Source organism: Flavobacteriaceae bacterium (assembly GCA_014075215.1).
Lineage (GTDB): Bacteria > Bacteroidota > Bacteroidia > Flavobacteriales > Flavobacteriaceae > Polaribacter.
Window position 1 is genome coordinate 3,088,125 of record CP046177.1, and the last position, 19,682, is coordinate 3,107,806.

A 19,682-nucleotide genomic window follows, 5' to 3' on the forward strand; every position below is an offset into this window, starting at 1 on the left:
TTGAGCAAAGTTCCGTACTTAGCCAACTGAACAATGACGTCTTTGGTGAGCCTATCAAAAGGTAAAACGTATTCTTTTTTGGCATTTCCAATGGCTTGTTCACGTACATACGCACCAAATGATTTGCCGGCTTTTTTCGCTTTGGACGAAAGGAAATCGTGTTGTTCCAGTGTGAAAATTATCTGGCAATGTTTCTTTTCTTTCCGATACTGTTTTTGGTAGGTGTTTTTTCTGTCTTTTTCTGTCTTTTTCTGTCTTTTTCTGTCATGCGTTATTTTTTACATAGATGAAATAACCTGTGGTGAACAGGAGGGGGTTTTTTGGCGGTTTTTAGTTATAGCATACAATCTCGTCTGCGCCAAATCCCCCACTATCTACCTCGTTCCTGCTCTCTGTTTTGCACTTTCTCGTAATAGTTTGGATTTCTTTCAGGCGTTGAGCGTTTCGCTCCTTACTACGGACATTTTCTATTTCATAACAAAAGCCCGTCAACAGTGAGTGAAAGGTTACGTTTTTGGGTTGCTCCAATATCATAGCGTGAAGCACCTCTTTGGTCAGTTCCCAACGGTCAGGTGACATTTTTTCAACCAAAGATTTGCCAGCACCAAAACCAATACAATATTGCTTTTGAAAACGCTTATCTTCTTTATCTTTTGGGAACATAATCAGAACGTTTTACGGGTTCGTTTTGCCAGAAATTGTAGTACAGATTCCTTGACGAAAAGGATATGTTTGCGTGAAATCTGAACGTATGCTATTTCTCCGTTATCCTTGATTTTTTGGAGCGTCGTTTTGCTCTTGATATTAAGCATTTTCATTGTTTGTTCTGGTGAGATATGAGTGGTATCGTTCTTAAATTCCTCAATAGTGTCCAATACCGTCTGGCGGATTTCTGCTCGTAAATCTTCTTTGTTAAAAACCGTTAATTCTATTTTTTTTGTATTCTCCTGTATTCATAATGTGTAAATTTTAAAGACAGTTCCCCACGTCAGCAAAGAACTGCCTGATTAATGTTATAGATTCGCCACAACTTCTACTGACTGCATCCCTTTGCTTAAGAGATAATCCTTAAATCGCTGGCTGATTAAGCGGAAAGCGTAATCGGTCTGGGTGTCTGTCGGCTGAAACACTATTATCACTTTCATTTTTTGTAATGATAATGATGTGGCGGTAATAGGAGCGTATTGTTCCAAAAGTTCGGCTAAGTAGTTTGGTGATTGCACCAGCTTTTTCATATCCTGACGATTGTAGGCAGAAAATTCTCGGCTATTATTAAGCATATCGCTTTGAATTATCACGAGTTGTTGGTCAGCGTTATTATTGGCTACCTTAGTAATGGTATTGTTGACATTGAGAAAAATCGTTGACGATTCTCGGTCGTAATCAGCTTGCTGTACATCTTCAATCGCCTGCATTACCTGAGCCACGAATCTTTTTACTTTAGCACGTCGCTTGTACTTGTTGTACTTCGATGGACTGGCAGGGACTAATGCTATCGGCAATTCCTGATTAAGATGTACTTCGGTAATGAGGCTCTGGGTATAGGTTACACCAGACTTTGGCTCACTATCCAGCCCACTCAACCGCATCAATTTATCGGCAGTCAAATGCACAGGCTGACTTTGATGAGAGCCTGTTACATCCACAAGGTTATAGATTTCGCTGGTTGGGGGTGTTTCTGATGGTGTGCAAGCAACAAACAATATGGCTACACATACAACAAAGAGTATTCTGATAATTGTTTTCATATCTTATTATTTTTCTGGGTTATTTTTAATAAATGAATAATGTGGGTCTCCGTTTTGGCTTTCGCTCATTACTTGCCATGCGGTTGGTGCTGATGTTGGTGGTGATGCACTACTCGGTGTAGTAGTAGGGATTGGTGGGGTTACGGGCAACAACGCAATGTTCTCAAACGGGTTTTGTAAATCCTATAGGGTGTTCATATCTAACAGGATGGCTTTTCCGTCCGTGTATTGTGGTATAGTGTTAAATAACAACGCCACCGAAGATTTATAGTCAGCATTGATTTGTGCATAAAAATTGCGTGCCTGTGCCAGTTCGGTATTGAAGTTCAGAGCAGCCTTCCTAAACGTCTCGTTTTCACCTTTGATAGCAGCCTGAAAAGGTTTGATTTTGGCATCAAATTGCTTATTCACTTGCTCTCGTTTTTTATGTTCTACTTGGTAACCATTAAAAAATCGCTTTTTGTGATTGGCAAGGGCTTTTTCACTTTCTTTCAGATCTTTTTTTGCTCCGTCATAAGCCTCATTATCAGCTATTTTTTGAGGGCTAGGGTATAAGAGTAGCTTTGAGAGAAAAATTCCTACAAACAGCACAAGGTTCATCGTCATAAAATAAACAGGCGACAAAATGAACGTTCCTTCGGTTTCCTCCAGAGTCAGTTGAGAAACCCGAATCATTCCTAGCGCAAAATAGACCGTAGCTACCAAAAGGGTCAGCACAACACTGGAAGCTATTTTCGCCATTTTCTGATACTTTTGGCTTCTCCATATGGTTGCTAAACCCATTCCAACCGCATACGTACCAATGGCAATACCCAAGCCTATCAAAGTGGATGCAGGGTCATAGAAGCCTGCATACTCGTAAGCATCACGATTCATATAGATTTCTGCTAATACCAAAAATCCAATTACAATACCTGAACTGATTTTACGAGGACGCAGATTGTGTTTGGGAAGTGTCTTGAGTTTGTTCTTTTTGTCATTAACCTCTTGCTCTAATGTTCCAATGGTTTTTTCTGTGTCAGACATATCTTTGGTATGACCATCGGAAGCACCATCAAGAAATTTTGTTCGTTCTGACGACAAATCATCAATGCTTTTTTGTTTGTCGGCTTCGGCATTGGGAGCATTATTACCAAACGATTTTTCGTATTTGTTGTAAATTGTTCGATATTCTGAAAGATTTTTAGAAAAAATCACGCCGATTTCGTTCGTTTTACTCTGAAAAAATTGGCGAAGATGCACCACCGCAGGAATATGATTGATATTAAGAGCAACATCTATCATTGCCAACAAGTAACGGGCAATGTTCTGTACGTTGTCTTTGACCCATTTATAAGCCAATCTTTTGTGAGTAAGCAATTCTTTGGCAACATCAATAACGGTGACGTTGCTTTTGCTTTTGGATTTGTTTCGTTTAAATAGATTTATCATAATATGTAATTTTAAAATTTGTATTCATTTGTTTTTCGTTATCATTTTGGGTGAAATATGCAAGCCATTGGGCATTCCGCTCACTGATTTTGTCTGTCTCGTAATTGCGGGTTAAAACTTCATTAAGTTTTGCCAAATTTTCCGCAGATTTTGATTGCAAGCAATCATTGAGCAAGGCAAATTTTGAGGCCAAATCGAGCGTACTCCTAAAGAAGTTCCCAAACAGTTTTGGGTTCTTTTGATACAGTTGGTTAAAGAATGGAACTAACATTGTATTAGTTCCATTCTGGGGTTGTGAAAATTCCATAACTGCTATTTTATGGGGTTTCAAAATTGTTCATCATCTGCTCGAATTTTTCTTCGGGAGTTTTATCTTGACGCAACTTATTTTTAAAGTGGGTCTCGAAAATTTCCCTAGCTTTGAGCAATGCATAGGAATTTTGTTGTGTGAATGTTCCTGTTCGTTGTGGTGTAGGTAGTGCAATTCGATCTCCTATAACCTTATCGCCTCTTAAAATGGCTTGTTTGATATTTTCTACTATAATATTCATATCTTTAGATTTAATTTTTATCATAGATGAACTCACTTATGCTGATTTGGTATCATTGTTCACTTATTAGGAGTAAGAAATAGGTTTTTGGAAAAGTGAAAATCAACTTATTTTTCACCAACACCCTAACTATTTGACATAGTATATGTTATCCTGTATAATAATTTTGGTTTTTTACAGTATCTGAATGGAAAGAGACAAGAAATCGGATTTAGAAAGAAGTAATTTTCCAAATGTTAAAAAGGCTCACTTAGAAGAACATATTATCGAAGATTTGCTCAGTTTTACATATAATGATGAGGTTTTAACTAAAGAAGAAAAAGACTTAATAAAATATAAAATAGATTATAATTCTGAGGTTGAAGAAATATGGTTGGGGATGAATATGCAAAAAGAAGATTATGGGCTTAAAACTAAAGGTGAGCACTTAGAACTACTGAATAAATTTACTAAGGATGTAGCTAAAAAAATTCAAAAAAAGGGAAATATAAAGTTTCCAAAATCTGATTAGCCTGTAAAGCTTTACAACCTATTGTGAGTTAAAATGTAAAAAAGATAAATTTGTAACTTTATTGAATTTAATTTTTAGCATACAATATTGAATTTACAAAAAAATACCAACGAAGAATTAATAAAGAAATTTTATGGTTGTAGTATTGATGCTTTTGCTGAATTGTTTATACGACATTACGAGATGTTTAATCTGATATGTTATTATAAACAAGTACAACCAGCAGACATAAATCATATTATTTCTGACAGTTATTTTGTGCTACATAAGAAATTTAATCACTCTAAAGGTGAAAAGAAAAAAATAGAAGATATCATTGGATATACGAAAACAGTAGTTCGTAACCAAATGCGTCAGTTTTTTAAATCAAAAAAGAAAGAAAAAATTCAACTAACTGATTCCTTTGATTTATTTGAGATAATTGATAAAAAAAAAGATGAACTGACAAAAGCACAAAAAAATCTATTTCTTGAAAAACTTAAAAAAATACTAGGAGAATTGGAGTTCAAATATATTAATATGAGGTATTTTGATAAAATGTCAATTAGTGAAATAGCCGAAGAAACAGGAAATAAATATAAGAACATAACAACAAGTCTTTCTAATGCTAGAAGAAAAATAAAACCAATAGTTAATGAGTTTATTAAAATCAAATAAACATTATGAAGATTCATTGATTGTTTCATTACTTGATTTTCTATACAATGAAGAACAATTGAGTAAAGATGATATTAAGAAAATTGAAAATAAAATAGACAACAATATTGATGTTGAAGAAATATGGTTGGGGATGAATATGCAAAAAGAAGATTTTGGATTCCAATCAAAAAAAGAGCATTTAGGTTATTTAAAGAATTCCAAAGAAAAAGTTGTTAATTCGATTAATAAAGGAATACAAGAAAATAATATATATAATGATTTAAATGTTTTGATACTAGGGAATGATAAAGTTATTAAAGAGAGTATTGAATCACGTATTAAAAAAGTAAAGCCCAAGTCTCAATGCCATTTTGTAAGTAATGCTAAGTTAGCTATTTCCAAAATGCACGAAATTTCAATAGACCTTATTTTTTGCGATTTAGAGTTTTCTGGAGAAACCGATATTGATGGTTTTTATATTATCAAGAGTATTTTAAAATTTGAACCGAAAGTAAAAGTCATTGCTCTGACTCATTACAACTCGTATCGGATTATGAAAAAAGCAATGACAATTGGTTTTCATAGTTTTTTAGACAAAGGTTGTTCGTTTAACGAATTTTCAGAAACATTAATCAATGTAAGTGTTAATGGCATGTATGAATCCCCAACAATGAAACGTCTACTAAAAAAACGAAATCAATTTTTAAGCACAACTTTTTCCAAATCTCTCTATGGAATTTCTGATTTAAGCCCTCGTGAATTAGAGTTTATTTTATTATCTGCCGAAACAATCAACAAATTAAAATTAGCTGAAATAATGAATGTAACACCAAATATAATCGATACATATTTTGATACGGTTTTATCTAAACTTCAATTAAAGTATCGTGAGGAATTATCTTTATTTAGTTTAGAGTGTAAGGATGAATTATTAAAGTTACTCAATAAATAAAACCATATAAACTATAAGTTTTTATAACTAGCTGAATCATTGTTCTAAATTTTTTATTGCTAAAAATACAAACAAAAAAATGGTTGTAGTTTTTGATAATCCTACAAGACTAAAATAGTCAAATTTGTTTTAGGAGAAGAAAAAGTCGAAGAAAAAACTCCGACTTTTAAAAAATGTACCGAAGGTGGGACTCGAACCCACACGCTAGTAATAGCAAGGGATTTTGAATCCCGCGTGTCGTCTACCAATTCCACCACTTCGGCAATTCAATATGTCAATTTCTAGGACAGATTTTGAATCCATTGGATATATGCAACACTCACTTCAACTTTTAAAATGTTGTACATATGTTGTACATAGCGTAATAAAAAAGGGCTTCAATCTCTTGAAACCCTTGTCTTTACTAGTAGCGGGAACTGGACTCGAACCATCGACCTTCGGGTTATGAACCTAGGGTTGAATACAAGTATTTAACTGCAAATACCTGACATTAATACATTTAATTAGGCTTCAATTCCAAAAACAATCAAATTAAACCAATCTAAAACACATTATTCTGTACCTATTATGTACCCATTATTAAAAACTATTTTGTACCTTTAGAGCAATAAATAAAGGAAAAATGGCTGCAATAAAAATTGTTCGACGTAAAAATAAGCAAAGAAAAGATGGAACAGCTCCTTTAACTATACGAATTAGCAAAGATTATAAGACAAATTACAATTTTCTAGGACAATATGTTTTGGAAAAAGACTGGGATTCAGCAAGCGGACGTGTTAAAAAGTCACATCCCAATTCTAAGCGTTTAAATAATTTCTTGTTGAAAAAATTAACTGAAACAAACAATATCGTTTTTGATACAGATGATAAAATGACTACTGTTGAAGTTAAAAATAAAGTAAAAGGACAAACTCGTAAATCTTCTTTCTTTCAAGTAGCTGCTGCACGAATTAAAGATAAGCACGAAAGAGGCACATACTCGGTTGCAAAAGCGGAACTTTCTATACTATACAACCTTGAAGAGTTTTTAAACCTTAAAGCAACTAGAGACAAAGAAACTGTCATTTTAGAAATCTTAGATCGAAGAAAAGAGCGCATCAGTAAAGCCCGAAAATCGCAATACAATATGCTTGATGGCGTTAAAAAATTCAGCAAAAACAAAACACTCTTTTTTGAAGATATTAATTCTGCTTTTATCAAAAAGTATAAAACGTTCTGTATGTCATATTTAGGTCAAAAAACTAGAACTATTACCAACCAACTTATTTTTATTCGAACTCTTTTTAATGTCGCTATAAAAGAGGGGGTTGTAGATTCAAAATACTACCCTTTTGCTGGAGAAAAAGAGAAAATAAAAATTGGTTCTGGTTTAAAAATAGGTTTGACATCAGAAGAAATTGAAAAATTAGAAATCTTAGAGTTATCACCTAATACTTCTATTTGGCATACACATAATGTTTGGCTTATAGCATTCTATTTTGCAGGAATTAGAATTTCTGATGTAGTAAAACTTAAATGGTCAGATTTTAAAGATGGACGTTTAATGTATATTATGAATAAAAACGAGAAACCTTTGAGCCTCAAAATCCCTAAAAAAGCTTCTGTTATATTAGAAAAGTATAAAAAATCGAAAAAATTAAATAACGGTTATGTTTTTCCCTTTTTAGCTATAGCTGATCAAGATAATCCAGAAGATATTTTTAAGAAAACAAGAAATGCCTCCCGACTATTTAACAAATATTTGAAAAGAATCGCAATCATGTGTGATATAGACAAAAATATTTCCAATCACATTGCCCGTCATTCTTTTGGAAATATTGCAGGGGATAAAATCCATCCTTTAATGCTCCAAAAATTATACAGGCATAGTGATTTAAAAACTACTATCAATTATCAAGCAAACTTTATCCATAAGGAAGCAGATGATGCTTTGGATAGTGTCATTAATTTTTAATAGGTAAAAGGGAAGTGCCTTTTTGTTTTCTTTAATTTCGGATCTAGATTCGTCGCTTTAAAATAAGCCCTTTTAGATTCTATTTTCTTCCCTTCATACTCCAATAGCAACGATTTAGCAACCCAACTGTGTGCAGATTTTGGGTCTAATTCCAATGCTCTATCAATTGCCATTTTAGATTTTTCTAACGTAACAGCATCCATCTTTCCATTAGTTCTCAGGATCAAAATAGTTCCTTTAGCTGCCCAAAACCCTCCATTTAAAGAATCCAAAGCTATTGCTTTATTTATAGCTTTTTCTGCATGAGTATCATTTTTGGATTTAGAAAAACGGATAGCTTTTCTAAACCATGCTTTTGCATAATTTGGATTCACTTCCAATGCTTTATCTAGTGCTTGAGTTGCTTTTCTATCTTCCTTTCTCTTATCAAATACAATTGAAAGGTTTAACCATGATTTATAATGTAAAGAATCTATTCTAAGAGATTTTTTATAAGCTTCTTCTTCTTTACCAAACCAACCTAAGTCTCCATATAGAACGCCCAAACTAAACCAGTGCTCTTCAGGCCATGGGCTATCATATTTTATGGCGTTTAAATATGACTCTACAGCTTTTTTCTTTTCTCCAAGTTTTGAATACACTACACCTAGTTGCCTCCAAATTATATAATCTTCGGGAAAGGAGTCTAATATTTTGAGATAAATCTTGAGACATGTATCATAATCTTCTTGATTCCCGAAGTCTAGAGCAATAATATGCCAAGCAAATTTTTCAAAAAAAGTTGGCATACAAAGCTTAGGGTGCTCTAGTAACTCTAGAAATGTAATATCCTTTCTTTTATTTCCAAACAACCTTCCTTTAGCTATAATCTTAGCATATTTAAGTGAATTAACTGTATCTTTCAACTGAAACGTATTGATAAGAGCTACCGTATAATGGATTGGATGAATTCTTTCAGGGTTTAAAAGGTGCTTAATCGAATTTAAGGATTTTTGGTGATCTTCTTTTTTTGAGTAGTACTTAGAAAGGCTCCAAAACACTATATCATTAATTCCCCCTTGAAGGTATCCATTTTTAAGATCAGAAACCATTTCTAAAGAATGTATTCCAGAGTCTCCTTCTTTGTAGATCTCTTTCTCCTTTCCTTTTGATTTGTTATTAGGAACATCATTAATTCCATAAAAACGATCTGTATTATAGCTATGTTTGATATAAATGCTGGTAGCATCTCCGCACTTTTCTTCATATCCGCCCCATAAAACCAAGTCCAAATTATACTTTAAAAGAATTGAGGAGTAATCATAGATCTTGTTTTCATAGTAGGGAAGTTCTGAATAATAATGCACTTCCATCTTCAAACGATCTTTTTTTATAATACTATCAAACCTCTGTAAAATTTGACGTTCATATCCTGATTTCTCAATGGTACAGTTTTTTACTGGATCAAAGGGAAGAATAAGTAACCTAAATTTCGTGGAGTCTTTTGAAAATAATTGACCTATATTTCTTTGATGATGATCAGTTATAGAATCAAACTGAGTTGTTTGATCTCTCAAAAAACTCTGGTAATAGTCTATTGGTGTGTTCCTATTTTTAAAAATGAATACCGAAATAGTAATCAATGCTACAATTAAAAACAGGGCTGCAATTTTTCTAGAGTTTCTTTTAAGATTAACTATAAAATTACTTTTTGATTTCTCAATCTCTTTTGTATCAATATTTAATGGAACTAAATCGTATTGATCGACGAGTTTCTTACAAGTAGGGTCTTTACAATCTTCCAGAATTTGAAATAATTCTTTAACGCTAATTTTATGACTTTTCCTAAAAGAATTCATTCCAGCACAACCTACATACAAGCATAGAGAATCTAAAACTAGACCTGTCATACTTGTTCCTTGGGTTTTCCCTCTATAAAAGTTATATACAGCAAAGTAACTCAGGACTTTTTCTTTCCCTATATCACCATATTTCCCAGTATTGAAATATTCAAACAACGAATTATCAAGATTGTTGAATATTGATTTTTTAACAATCCTCTTCTGAAAATCATCTAGGTTAAAATAATACCTTTTTAAATCTTCGAGTAAACACCTAATATCTGCATGAAGTTGTTTGTAATTAAGATTTTCTCTCTTCCTCTTATATCTGATTTGTAATCTTAATTTTTCAATGTGAACATTGATAGGTTCTGCTTTTTCTTTACTTAATGAGGTTAGAGCCTTTCTTATTATTCTTCTACAATAAGCAATCATGGTACGCAGGGAGTATTTATTTGACAATTGGTTAAAACGTAATATAATACAAATTGATGAAAGAATCTTTTAACAGTAGCCAATTACACTATATTCCAGAAGAATATGGCGGAGATGAATTTTTTGAAGGAATTCCGATTCCAACAAAAGAAGCTTTTGACTATCTTGGAAAAGAGGGAGTACAATACATTCAAAATAGACTGGCAGAGATGTTAAGTTGGAGGAAAATTATGTTTGGTCAAAGACATAGAGAAATCTACGGACTTTTACATATCCAACGATTTGTAGATTTAAAAAATAAAATTTGTTATGAAGTAGGAAGAAGTATCATTGAAAAAGATGCAAGTATTATAAATGAACTCGTAATTCTCGACTCAGATGTATCTCAAAAACTTCACATATCAAACTCATTACTTGCTATCCAGCTTGATAAACATTTTGATGATATGGACAAATTAAAACTTACTCAGGATTACATCACCTTACAAAAGATTGACCATCACCTTATCGAAGTTGCTCCTTTAGATATCTATCCAAAAGACAGAGACATCCTTGAATATTTCAGATTTTACTATGATCCCTCTACAGCCATTCCAGAATATTAGAAAGGAATAAGGATAATTCTATCCTGAAAAAGTCAATAACTATGAAGTTTTTTTTCGGCAGGCTAACTTCTCATTCCTAGCGTTTTTAGTAAGCTAACATCAATTTGAAAACAACTTGCAAACCGTTGCAAAGCATCTGCAATTTCTTTGTTTGAATTTGGTTTGATTTGAATCCAAAACAATACAATTTTACCTCGTAAACGCAATAAAAACAGTATTTTATGAGTAAACTTTTTCAAAATATCAAAGAAGTGTTTTTACCCTTTATTAAGAATGAAGTGAGTAAATTCAAAAAACCGTTCTTTATTGAAATTGAGAATGCAGCCAAACAAGAGGGTGCATAACATTTTGTCGCGAAATAGTTATTTTTAAGGATTAACTTTTAAAAGCGACACCATTATGATTAGCGAAGAGGAATTTTTAGCCCAAGCCAAGAAGCGTTATCAAGCGATAGCAAAATTATCAAACATAAAGAGTTACTATGATTACGAAAAGACTTTTGATCAAATATGGACGGACTATGGTCGAGAGGTTTTAGAGAGAAGTATAAGCGAACCATCTAAAGACAGGCGTAAAAAAAAACTTATCACGTTACGGAAAGATAGAGATTAACAACACTCATCCCTTTAGTGAAAAAGTCAATGGATTTAAGATAAGTCCCTATATGCAAGACAAAATGATTTATATTGGTCAAAACGATTGTTATGGAGATGGTCATGAAGTTTTATCGAATCTTCTAGGTGTTTCAGTCAATGCGATGCAGCTTTACAGAGTCACAGACTTTTATGGTGGTTTATTAGAGCAAGAAAAAGTATTGGAGGTTGATGCCGTTGAACCTGATATTCTTAAGGTAGATAACCAAGAGTGCATATATGCTATGGTCGATGGGTCGATGCTTTTCACTCGGGAAGAGGCTTGGAAAGAAGTAAAATTAGGCAGAATTTTTAAACAGAGTAGCTGTATGGACATATCAAATAAACGTGGATGGATACGCCATTCGTTGTATGAAGCATATTTAGGCAAAGCTGATAAGTTTACAGATAGAATGGATAGATACTTAGGCTGTTACAGGAGTATTGATAAGCGACTGATTTTTGTTGGTGATGGTGCTAGATGGATATGGAAATGGGTAGATCAACATTACCCTTTTGCCACACAAATATTGGATTGGTATCATGCTTTAGAACATTTACACGATTTTGCTAAGGTTTGTCTCTCTAATCAAGAGTCATATAACAGTTGGGTTGGTCAACAGGAGCAACTACTAAAAAACAGTCAAGTAAATCAAGTCATTGAGAATATCAAAAACTTAGAATTGACAAAGCAAAATCAACGTAAACAACAAAGCCAACTTATCACATATTATACCGAAAATAGGTCGCGTATGGACTATCAGCAATATCAAAATACAGGAGCAGGTATTATAGGATCTGGAGCCATAGAAGCAGCTAACAGGGAGGTTGTTCAAAAAAGAATGAAACTCTCTGGACAACGTTGGTCTAAAATTGGAGCTCAAAATATGCTCACATTAAGAACAACTAAACTGAGTGATAAATGGAACAAAGTAGTTAACCTAATCTGTACTGAGAAAAATAAAGCTGCTTAAAACGACAAAATGTTATGCACCCAAACAAGAAGGCAAATCTCAATCTTCAATAAAAATTACTAAGAAACATCCTACTATTGTTTGGATTCTTAGTAAATGCCATGCTTTCTTTCAGAGTAAAGCAAATTCGATTCTAGATGAGCTAGAAGAAACACTCTCCAAGTACAAACAAATCTTAAATGACTTTTTTAAGAATAGCACATTGGAAGATTTGGTTCATGAGAAGGAGCAATTGTACGAAAAATTACAATTGAAGATTATTCAGATTAATTCTCACTTTGGTGTTCAAAAAGAAGCAATACAAAAACAAATAGATGAAGTAACGAAACTTCTCAATCATGATCGAATTGAAATCCAGAATTACGCTAAGATTAACATTCGTTGGAAAGTATTTATTGCCTCTGTTCTGATTACAGGAATTGTATTTGGCGAAACCTTTACCAATCAGCAGGCTTTTTTAGCTATTCCCAAACAATCTTTTATTACCACTCTTATTGCAGCCATAGCTATTTCTTTTGGAACATATGCTATGGGGGCTCTTTTTGTCAAAGTAGTTCGCAATACAGAATATTCAGAGCTTAAAAAAGGGGTGTCAGGAATTAGCATCATAGCTATTGTACTTTTTGCCTATTGGAGCATTGGAAATTTTAGACAAAGCGCAATGTCCGCTGTTCAAGCTTCTGCTGAAGGAAGAGAATCTCTGGAAATCGCTCCTTTTACATTTCTAACTATTAATTCGTTGCTCTTCTTTGGTCTTATCGGAGTCAAATTGGCTATTTATCCTTCTCGAAAAGTCATTGAAAACAACAAGAAATACAACGATCTTAAAAAGAAGATTAAGGAAAAAGAGGCGAAAATTAAACGTCTCAATAACGATCTAAACGAATTGGAGGAACGTAAAGAGAAAGAGAAGAAAAAAGCTTCCCAAGAATACGAAGAACTGATCGATAAAATTGATCAGATTGTATCTAAACATTACAACGCACTCAAGGAACAGCAGACGATCTACAACAAGAAACTTGCCTTTGGTAACTGTTTCTACCAGGAAATGTGCAGTATTAGTCAAGAAGCAATCGGATTGTTTGCCCAGCAAGTAGGGTTGTATCAGGGAAACTTAAACGAGTTAACAGTAGATATTGATACTACAGCGTTTAAAAACTCTTTTTCAAAATTCCAACCCATATACGATAACGAAATTAAATCAATGTTTAATCCTATTAAAACTAAAAATCATGAGAAATCTCATCCATTCACTTTTCACAAGAATTAGAAAATTAATTATCTGTTCAACTTTTTTAGTAGTAATCCTTTAGGTTGCTCTAATGAGCAGAGAGAAAAAGTTGATAATGTTGTTATTATCGATGTAACAGGCTCTAATGCTCACAATTTACAAGGTATTACACCAAGCCTTTAGATTAGCAAATAGAAATAATTACTTAAAATAAAAACATAATAGTTATGATGAAATTTCTTTTTTTGCTTCTTTTTTTCTTTGTTAATAACTCTTATTTTGTTGATAACCAAAAACACAAAAGAACGGAGTGAACTTTAGCGGCCAGCTAGCTTTTTAGAGCCATCCCCCGTATTAGTCTCCGTTCTTTTTAAAAGTTACTTAGAACCATATAGAATTTCAGTTTCTGCCCTTATTAAAGGTCTTAGTTTAAGTAACTATTATTAATATCTAATTACAAAATTATGAAAACAAATGAAATTATCGGAATCGATGTCAGTAAATTATTAATTGATGTTTGTATCTATTCTAAACAAATTGTTCAACAGTTTGAGAACAGTAAATCTGGATTTAAATTAATGCTAAAGTGGAGTTTTAAAAATTCGTCTTTCTCTAAAGAAGAAACCATGTTTGTATTTGAACATACAGGAATGTACTCTCATTTATTATCTGTGTCTTTAACTGAACAAAAATTATCTTTTTTCATAGCTTCTGGTTTAGAAATTAAAAGATCTATTGGTATTGCTCGTGGAAAGGATGACCAAATTGATGCCAAACGCATTGCTCTATATGGGTATCGATTAAAAGAAGAACTTAAACCCAGTAAGCTACCTAAAAGAAGTATATTACAACTAAAAAGTCTCTTATCTTTAAGGACAAAACTTAACAAACAAAGAGCTGGTTTTAAAGTTACTTTGAAAGAACAAAAAAGAATTTATAAAGCAAAAGAGTATAAAATAATCTTTGACGTTCAACAAAAAATGATTGCAGAACTAACCAAACAAATACACAAGATTAATACTCAAATGCAAGCTATTATTGACCAAAATATAATGTTAAAAGAAACCTATAAACTTGTTACTAGTGTTAAAGGTATAGGAATGCAAACTGCTATAATGATGATTGTGTTTACTGACAATTTTTCAAAATTTGAAAACTGGAGAAAGTTTGCCTCTTATTGTGGTGTTGCTCCTTTTCCTTACCAATCTGGAACTAGTATTAAAGGACGTACAAAAGTCTCTCATTTGGCTAATAAAAAATTGAAAGCAATTATTAATATGTGCGCTATTTCTGCTATACAACATAACCCAGAAATGAAATTATACTATCATAAAAGAATAAAACAAGGCAAAAGTAAAATGAGTACCGTTAACATTATTAGAAACAAATTAATAGCAAGAGTGTTTGCCGTTGTCAAACGACAAACACCCTATGTAGATACTTTTAAATTTGCTGCATAAATTAGTAAAAATAATATCTCAACTTTTACTTGTTTTTATCATAGAATACGAGGTGATTAAAACAATTGAAGTTGATAAATACAATGTGTTTGAAAACAATTACCGTCAAACTCTTATTACTGAAAGCTTTTTATCCAAAAAGCGAGAGTTTAATTTGAAAGCTCGCCCTTTGTGGTTGATTTCCAATGAATATGACAGGGAATCTCATGTAAATATTTTTCAAGCAACAAATTACTGAGAGTTTACTAGAAATTAAGAAAGATACATCGGGAAGGAAAGCCAGTAGCGTTTTTATTCCTATCGCAATGGAGTTGAATCGACTAGCTAGTTCAGATGCTTCCGTTAAAAAGCTCATAATCTACTCTGACCTCACTGAAAACTCTGACTGGTTCTCGTTTTTCAAGAAAACGAATCAAAATAAGCTTTTGAAAAGACCTCATATAATTGAAAAAGCTTTTCTCAAAGAATACAAACTGAATGATAATCTGTCGGGGATTCAGATTTATTTGGTGTATCAACCCACTTTGGAAACAGAAACGATATATCGAAAACTTTCCGCTCTGTACAAATCTATTTTAGAGAAAAGGGGAGCGATTGTACATATACAAGCAAATCTTTAAATCAGAACTCAATGACAAATAAAGATCAATTTGAAGTGTTGGTAAAACTGGATTTGAATCAGTTTGCCATAAAACTATTAGAAAAGATGGCAGAACAAATGCCTTCTACTACAAAACAAAAGGAATTTATCACCAAAAAGGAATGTATGGATATCCTTGGTATTAAATCCTCGACCACTTTGCAGAAGCTAAGAGACCTTGGAGCCTTTGAATACACAAAAGTTGGAGGAATCTATCTGTACAAGTACAGTAGTATTATGGAATATTTAGAAGAGAACAAACAAGCAAAATTTTAAATTATGATACAGAATTTTTTAAAAAATAATAGTGAACTATCTCCCAAAGAAATAGAAGATTTGACTGTTCAACTTCTCAATCAAGGGTACAATTTTGGAAAGAGTATTCCGATGGAACTTCAAGAAAAACTTGAGTTTAAAATCTACAAACTTTCAAAAGAATCACCTAATAAAGGAAGGTGGCAAGTTCTTAAAAAAGGCTTTGATTTAGCCATGTTTGAGCGATTAAGAAATCGTAAACAAGAGATTGAAAAAGTCAAAATCACCAGACGTTTACCTCCAAGTCTAGGAAGAAGTAAAAATTAAATTAGGTCAAATCTCTAAAACCTGTTATAAGATGACTACTGTAGATATTTTTATTCTATTTTTTATTTTTTGCATTATCTACCCAAAGTATTTCTTTAAATTCTTAAGGGTAGCAAATAGAGTCGCCACTCCATTATGGGTGTGGTTGGCTGCTTTGGGCGTTGCCCTTTTAAAACGTTTGTTAGCGTTTTTAAAACATCTTCTAAGATGGCTTGTTAAAACCTTGTTACATCTTCTAAAACTTTTAGGGCTAGCTCTTGAAAGAATTGCCGAAGCAGGGCTCTCTTTATTTCATTAATCTTTATCAAAACTCAATGCTAATTCAAATGTTTACAGAATTAATAATGACAATCGCAAAAGGAATCATAAACTTACTGGATGTCCTTATAAACGGTATATCTACCGAGAAGAATCAAAAATACAATGCAAAGTTCCTATCTAGTTCTAAAACCCATAAAATGCTCAACAGACGGCATAAAGGCATTCGGTTTGGAACAAAAAGAATTTCAGTTGAACAATCGCTAGAACACGTTTTGGTCTCAGGTGCTAGTGGTTCTTCCAAGACAACTTCTGTAGTAATTCCAACTGTACTTGATGGCAATCATAATATGGTGATTACCGATGTTGATGGAAAAATTTTTGAACTGACATCAGGGTTTTTAAAGGAGAAGAAAGATTATCAAATCATGGTTATCAATCTTCAGGACTTAACCAAGTCAGAATTTTTCAATTACTACGAACTCTGCTACAAGGATGATTCTAAGTTAAAAGGACTTGCCATGGTTATTGTTTCCTTTGCGTATCCAAATCCAAACTCAGATAACAAATATTGGTCTTATGGTGCTGTACTTGCCATATATATTGGACTTAGACTTTTGAAAAATCAATCTATAGAATATCGAAACTTTACGAATCTTCGCTATATACTCCAACAATTCCACAATATAGAGGATTGGATAAGAGCCAATTCAAGTGATGAGATTTGGAGTGATTATGTTGGTTTTTCATCAGGAGATGAAAAAACGATTGCAGGCCATCTCTCTACAGCTCTTTTAGCTCTTGATGCCCTTTCAGATGTTGGAATAAGTCATTTAATGTCAAAAAATACCATTGATTTTAATATGTTTTCTAAAGATTCAGATAAAAAGGTGGCACTATATCTGATTGTACCAGAAATAAAGTTGGAGTTTTACTCCTTTTTTCTCTCACTTTTTTATGATGCGCTGTTTAATCATGTGCAGTCTCATAAGCCAGCAAATCCACTTTTCGTGATCTTGGATGAGTTCAGTAATATGAATAAAATCAATTCCTTTCCTGTCTTATGTACGACGCTAAGACGATATAATACAAGTCTTACTCTTATCACTCAGACAACTGAGCAGATAATTTCTAAATATGGTGTACATCAGGCGGCTACCATCATTAATGGTTCATGTAGAACAAAATTATTTTTCCCTGGCATGTCTACCAGACAAGCCGAGGAATTAAGCAGAAGTTACGGCAGAACATCTATAAAAATAAAAGGAAATGATCAGCCTGTAGATAGAGAATTAATCACAGTTGATGAACTCATTCAATTGGAAGATTCAAAAGTATTGTTTCAATACAAGAACAAAGCTCCACTTATCCTAAAAGATGTACTAAAACCTTATTTTAAACAATATTCACTATTAAGAAAGACCAAGCTTCCTCCAGTGAAACTAAGAACAAACCCAATTAAAAAAGTTCCTCTCATTTCTTTTAAACCTAACTCCTATGAAGAAAGACAACCTACAGAATAAGTTATTTGAATCAGGGCTGATTGAAAAGGGAAATTTAGAAGATATTGAAGCTTTTAAAAGACAACACAAACTGGAATATGCTTTAGAACACCAAAAGGAATATTCAAAAAAAAGAGTACGAAAAACCTTGATTTTAACGCATAAAGAGTTTGCTTTTCTATCAGAAATGGCTTCAAAACACAAAATGAAGCTCCCTCCTTTTATGGTGTATTTGATGTTTAAAAGTCTTAGAGAGATTCAAATTGAACCTACAGATATTGTGCAGAAAGAAATCCTATCTCTTCTTAGAAGCATAGACAATTCTTTTACCGAGCAATGTTTGGTAACCAAATTCAACCCTCAAATTGATCAAAGTGTAATAGCCAGTAACAAAGAAGAAGTTTCAAAAAGGATTCAAGATATAGAAGATTTACTCTTATACCCGCCTAAACTTATCGATTGGTTGAGTTTTCAGGTTCAAAATGATGCTCAGTTTATTATCAAACTCCTTCAGGAAATCAGTCTTTATTTACAAAACTCCCATGATTATAAAATTCAAAACCAGAAAGAACATCTACAGTAGTAAGCAAATTGTACGATATGTTTTAGAGATTGATAAAAAAGGGATTGATAAAGCATTTGATGCTCCTGTTTTGATGAGAAATATAGATCATTTAGAAATAGAAAAGATTCATAAGAGCTTCTTGGCAAATCATAAATATGTCAAAAAAAGGAAGAATGGAGTAGCCATATTCCATGAGATCATTGCCGTTCACAAAAAAGATCGAACATTAACAGATGTCGAAATTCGAGATTTTATGGAAACCTACATCAGATTAAGAAAAGCACAAAATGCCCTTACATTAGCTAAATCACATGACAACGGACAGCATCTACATTTTGTTTTTAGTGCCTCAGAATATAAAAGTAGTAAAGCTCTGAGAATGTCGAAAAGTCAAATGGAAAATTTACTGGTCGATTTTGAGAGTTACCATAAGGAAAGACATCCCGATCTTACCTTCTCGATTATTCATACCAAATCTCCTAAAAGAGAAAGACGAGATATTGCTGAGGAGCAAAGAAATAGCAGAAAAGAAAAAGAATATCAATTGAAGCTACGATTAGGAGAAAGCAGAAAAACAAATAAAGAGCTTGTGTTTGAAAAAGTGAATGCACTTTTTGATAGGGTAACAAGTCATGACGAACTTATCGAAAAAATACAACAAGAAAAAGATCTTCAAATATATTCTTATAGGTCTAAACTAAAAGGAGTTATTTTAATTGGTAACAGTAAAACCAAATATCGCTTCTCTACATTAGGTATTGATACGAATAAAATTCTTCGTTTGGAAAAACTACAGTCCAGATTGGAAGAATTGAAACTTGTAAAAGAAGTTTACAAATCAAAAACAAAAATCCGCTCTAGGGGTAATTAGGGGTCTCCCCTAATCAAGTTGCGATTATGTCATCTTAAATGAACCTGAGTTTATTACGATGGTCATTTAAATGTTCATTAATCGCATACTTGCCGAAATGTTTATATTGAATAATAAACATCAAGTTAAATAGCCAAGCTTACTATATAAGAATTTATAAACTATCCTATAACTTTTCAACAATCCATTTTAATGTTTGTTAGTAGCATTAATTGTTATGTATTTATAATAGCTTATAAATGTTGTAAATAATAGTATTTAAATTTAAAATCAAAAAGAACCACTGTATTAAAAAACTTTAATACAGTGGCTCTTATATTT

The 19,682-nt window shown here is 32.7% G+C and carries 21 protein-coding genes and 1 tRNA gene; 15 read left to right on the top strand and 7 right to left on the bottom strand.

Translation table 11 applies throughout. The features are described 5' to 3' along the window. Positions 1-330: 330 nt before the first annotated feature. The 5 genes from GKR88_15365 to GKR88_15385 all read right to left on the bottom strand — a co-directional run bounded on the left by GKR88_15365 (position 331) and on the right by GKR88_15385 (position 3,730). Positions 331-663, bottom strand: coding sequence for a hypothetical protein (locus tag GKR88_15365; protein QMU65525.1), 333 nt, complete (start codon positions 661-663; stop codon positions 331-333). Positions 664-1,013: 350 nt separating this feature from the next. Then, on the bottom strand, positions 1,014-1,748 hold the full coding sequence (locus GKR88_15370) for a hypothetical protein (GenBank protein QMU65526.1): 735 nt from the start codon (positions 1,746-1,748) through the stop codon (positions 1,014-1,016). 183 nt (positions 1,749-1,931) lie between these two features. Next, positions 1,932-3,179, bottom strand: a complete 1,248-nt coding sequence (locus GKR88_15375; protein QMU65527.1) for a hypothetical protein — start codon at positions 3,177-3,179, stop codon at positions 1,932-1,934. Continuing rightward, positions 3,163-3,486, bottom strand: coding sequence for a hypothetical protein (locus GKR88_15380; GenBank protein QMU65528.1), 324 nt, complete (start codon positions 3,484-3,486; stop codon positions 3,163-3,165). The genes GKR88_15375 and GKR88_15380 overlap by 17 nt, the downstream gene beginning before the upstream one ends. A 10-nt stretch (positions 3,487-3,496) precedes the next feature. After that, a complete protein-coding gene (locus tag GKR88_15385) occupies positions 3,497-3,730 on the bottom strand; it encodes a hypothetical protein (GenBank protein QMU65529.1) in 234 nt (77 codons plus the stop codon). 187 nt (positions 3,731-3,917) lie between these two features. Here GKR88_15385 and GKR88_15390 point away from each other — a divergent pair, with 187 nt between their 5' ends. From GKR88_15390 to GKR88_15400, 3 genes are all read left to right on the top strand, one after another. Then, positions 3,918-4,241, top strand: a complete 324-nt coding sequence (locus GKR88_15390) for a hypothetical protein (GenBank protein QMU65530.1) — start codon at positions 3,918-3,920, stop codon at positions 4,239-4,241. 87 nt (positions 4,242-4,328) lie between these two features. After that, positions 4,329-4,898 carry a sigma-70 family RNA polymerase sigma factor gene (locus tag GKR88_15395; protein ID QMU65531.1) on the top strand — a complete coding sequence of 190 codons (570 nt, stop codon included), beginning with the start codon at positions 4,329-4,331 and terminating at the stop codon, positions 4,896-4,898. Next, positions 4,876-5,832, top strand: coding sequence for a response regulator (locus tag GKR88_15400; protein QMU65532.1), 957 nt, complete (start codon positions 4,876-4,878; stop codon positions 5,830-5,832). The genes GKR88_15395 and GKR88_15400 overlap by 23 nt, the downstream gene beginning before the upstream one ends. A gap of 176 nt (positions 5,833-6,008) precedes the next feature. Here GKR88_15400 and GKR88_15405 read toward each other — a convergent pair. Then, positions 6,009-6,095 (bottom strand) — tRNA-Leu (locus GKR88_15405). Positions 6,096-6,454: 359 nt separating this feature from the next. On the opposite strand from GKR88_15405, the gene GKR88_15410 reads away from it, so the two are divergent. Continuing rightward, on the top strand, positions 6,455-7,786 hold the full coding sequence (locus GKR88_15410) for a tyrosine-type recombinase/integrase (protein ID QMU65533.1): 1,332 nt from the start codon (positions 6,455-6,457) through the stop codon (positions 7,784-7,786). Here the strand turns inward: GKR88_15410 and GKR88_15415 are convergent. Then, positions 7,783-10,068: a hypothetical protein gene (locus tag GKR88_15415; protein QMU65534.1), complete on the bottom strand. Its 2,286-nt coding sequence runs from the start codon at positions 10,066-10,068 to the stop codon at positions 7,783-7,785. The genes GKR88_15410 and GKR88_15415 overlap by 4 nt on opposite strands. A gap of 29 nt (positions 10,069-10,097) precedes the next feature. Between GKR88_15415 and GKR88_15420 the strand changes: the two genes are divergently transcribed. From GKR88_15420 to GKR88_15470, 11 genes are all read left to right on the top strand, one after another. Continuing rightward, on the top strand, positions 10,098-10,646 hold the full coding sequence (locus GKR88_15420) for a hypothetical protein (GenBank protein QMU65535.1): 549 nt from the start codon (positions 10,098-10,100) through the stop codon (positions 10,644-10,646). 399 nt (positions 10,647-11,045) lie between these two features. Continuing rightward, positions 11,046-11,258: a hypothetical protein gene (locus GKR88_15425; protein QMU65536.1), complete on the top strand. Its 213-nt coding sequence runs from the start codon at positions 11,046-11,048 to the stop codon at positions 11,256-11,258. Positions 11,259-11,310: 52 nt separating this feature from the next. Continuing rightward, entirely contained in the window at positions 11,311-12,252 is a 942-nt protein-coding gene (locus GKR88_15430; protein ID QMU65537.1) for a hypothetical protein, read from the top strand. A gap of 202 nt (positions 12,253-12,454) precedes the next feature. Continuing rightward, on the top strand, positions 12,455-13,522 hold the full coding sequence (locus tag GKR88_15435) for a hypothetical protein (protein ID QMU65538.1): 1,068 nt from the start codon (positions 12,455-12,457) through the stop codon (positions 13,520-13,522). Between the two features lie 425 nt (positions 13,523-13,947). After that, the gene (locus GKR88_15440) at positions 13,948-14,943 is read left to right on the top strand and encodes a transposase (GenBank protein ID QMU65539.1); all 996 of its coding nucleotides are present in this window, start codon (positions 13,948-13,950) and stop codon (positions 14,941-14,943) included. Positions 14,944-15,574: 631 nt separating this feature from the next. Beyond that, positions 15,575-15,859 carry a helix-turn-helix domain-containing protein gene (locus GKR88_15445; protein ID QMU65540.1) on the top strand — a complete coding sequence of 95 codons (285 nt, stop codon included), beginning with the start codon at positions 15,575-15,577 and terminating at the stop codon, positions 15,857-15,859. A gap of 3 nt (positions 15,860-15,862) precedes the next feature. Beyond that, positions 15,863-16,165, top strand: coding sequence for a hypothetical protein (locus GKR88_15450; GenBank protein QMU65541.1), 303 nt, complete (start codon positions 15,863-15,865; stop codon positions 16,163-16,165). A 31-nt stretch (positions 16,166-16,196) separates the two neighbouring features. Beyond that, positions 16,197-16,463 carry a hypothetical protein gene (locus tag GKR88_15455; protein QMU65542.1) on the top strand — a complete coding sequence of 89 codons (267 nt, stop codon included), beginning with the start codon at positions 16,197-16,199 and terminating at the stop codon, positions 16,461-16,463. Beyond that, on the top strand, positions 16,423-17,946 hold the full coding sequence (locus tag GKR88_15460; GenBank protein QMU65543.1) for a TraM recognition domain-containing protein: 1,524 nt from the start codon (positions 16,423-16,425) through the stop codon (positions 17,944-17,946). Before GKR88_15455 ends, GKR88_15460 begins: the two co-directional genes overlap by 41 nt. Continuing rightward, complete coding sequence (locus GKR88_15465) at positions 17,921-18,508, top strand: hypothetical protein (GenBank protein QMU65544.1); 588 nt, start codon at positions 17,921-17,923, stop codon at positions 18,506-18,508. Before GKR88_15460 ends, GKR88_15465 begins: the two co-directional genes overlap by 26 nt. Further along, positions 18,468-19,361 carry a hypothetical protein gene (locus GKR88_15470; protein ID QMU65545.1) on the top strand — a complete coding sequence of 298 codons (894 nt, stop codon included), beginning with the start codon at positions 18,468-18,470 and terminating at the stop codon, positions 19,359-19,361. The genes GKR88_15465 and GKR88_15470 overlap by 41 nt, the downstream gene beginning before the upstream one ends. Positions 19,362-19,682 lie beyond the last annotated feature (321 nt).

What these genes read in the sequence shown, in the direction of transcription:
- GKR88_15440 (QMU65539.1), top strand. Translation starts at nt 13,948, where the DNA reads ATGAAAACAAATGAAATTATCGGAATCGATGTCAGTAAATTATTAATT.
- GKR88_15370 (QMU65526.1), bottom strand. Translation starts at nt 1,748, where the DNA reads ATGAAAACAATTATCAGAATACTCTTTGTTGTATGTGTAGCCATATTG.
- GKR88_15365 (QMU65525.1), bottom strand. Translation starts at nt 663, where the DNA reads ATGTTCCCAAAAGATAAAGAAGATAAGCGTTTTCAAAAGCAATATTGT.
- GKR88_15430 (QMU65537.1), top strand. Translation starts at nt 11,311, where the DNA reads ATGCAAGACAAAATGATTTATATTGGTCAAAACGATTGTTATGGAGAT.
- GKR88_15425 (QMU65536.1), top strand. Translation starts at nt 11,046, where the DNA reads ATGATTAGCGAAGAGGAATTTTTAGCCCAAGCCAAGAAGCGTTATCAA.
- GKR88_15455 (QMU65542.1), top strand. Translation starts at nt 16,197, where the DNA reads ATGACTACTGTAGATATTTTTATTCTATTTTTTATTTTTTGCATTATC.
- GKR88_15420 (QMU65535.1), top strand. Translation starts at nt 10,098, where the DNA reads ATGAAAGAATCTTTTAACAGTAGCCAATTACACTATATTCCAGAAGAA.
- GKR88_15375 (QMU65527.1), bottom strand. Translation starts at nt 3,179, where the DNA reads ATGATAAATCTATTTAAACGAAACAAATCCAAAAGCAAAAGCAACGTC.
- GKR88_15470 (QMU65545.1), top strand. Translation starts at nt 18,468, where the DNA reads ATGATTATAAAATTCAAAACCAGAAAGAACATCTACAGTAGTAAGCAA.
- GKR88_15450 (QMU65541.1), top strand. Translation starts at nt 15,863, where the DNA reads ATGATACAGAATTTTTTAAAAAATAATAGTGAACTATCTCCCAAAGAA.
- GKR88_15410 (QMU65533.1), top strand. Translation starts at nt 6,455, where the DNA reads ATGGCTGCAATAAAAATTGTTCGACGTAAAAATAAGCAAAGAAAAGAT.
- GKR88_15465 (QMU65544.1), top strand. Translation starts at nt 17,921, where the DNA reads ATGAAGAAAGACAACCTACAGAATAAGTTATTTGAATCAGGGCTGATT.
- GKR88_15380 (QMU65528.1), bottom strand. Translation starts at nt 3,486, where the DNA reads ATGGAATTTTCACAACCCCAGAATGGAACTAATACAATGTTAGTTCCA.
- GKR88_15445 (QMU65540.1), top strand. Translation starts at nt 15,575, where the DNA reads ATGACAAATAAAGATCAATTTGAAGTGTTGGTAAAACTGGATTTGAAT.
- GKR88_15390 (QMU65530.1), top strand. Translation starts at nt 3,918, where the DNA reads ATGGAAAGAGACAAGAAATCGGATTTAGAAAGAAGTAATTTTCCAAAT.
- GKR88_15400 (QMU65532.1), top strand. Translation starts at nt 4,876, where the DNA reads ATGAGTTTATTAAAATCAAATAAACATTATGAAGATTCATTGATTGTT.
- GKR88_15385 (QMU65529.1), bottom strand. Translation starts at nt 3,730, where the DNA reads ATGAATATTATAGTAGAAAATATCAAACAAGCCATTTTAAGAGGCGAT.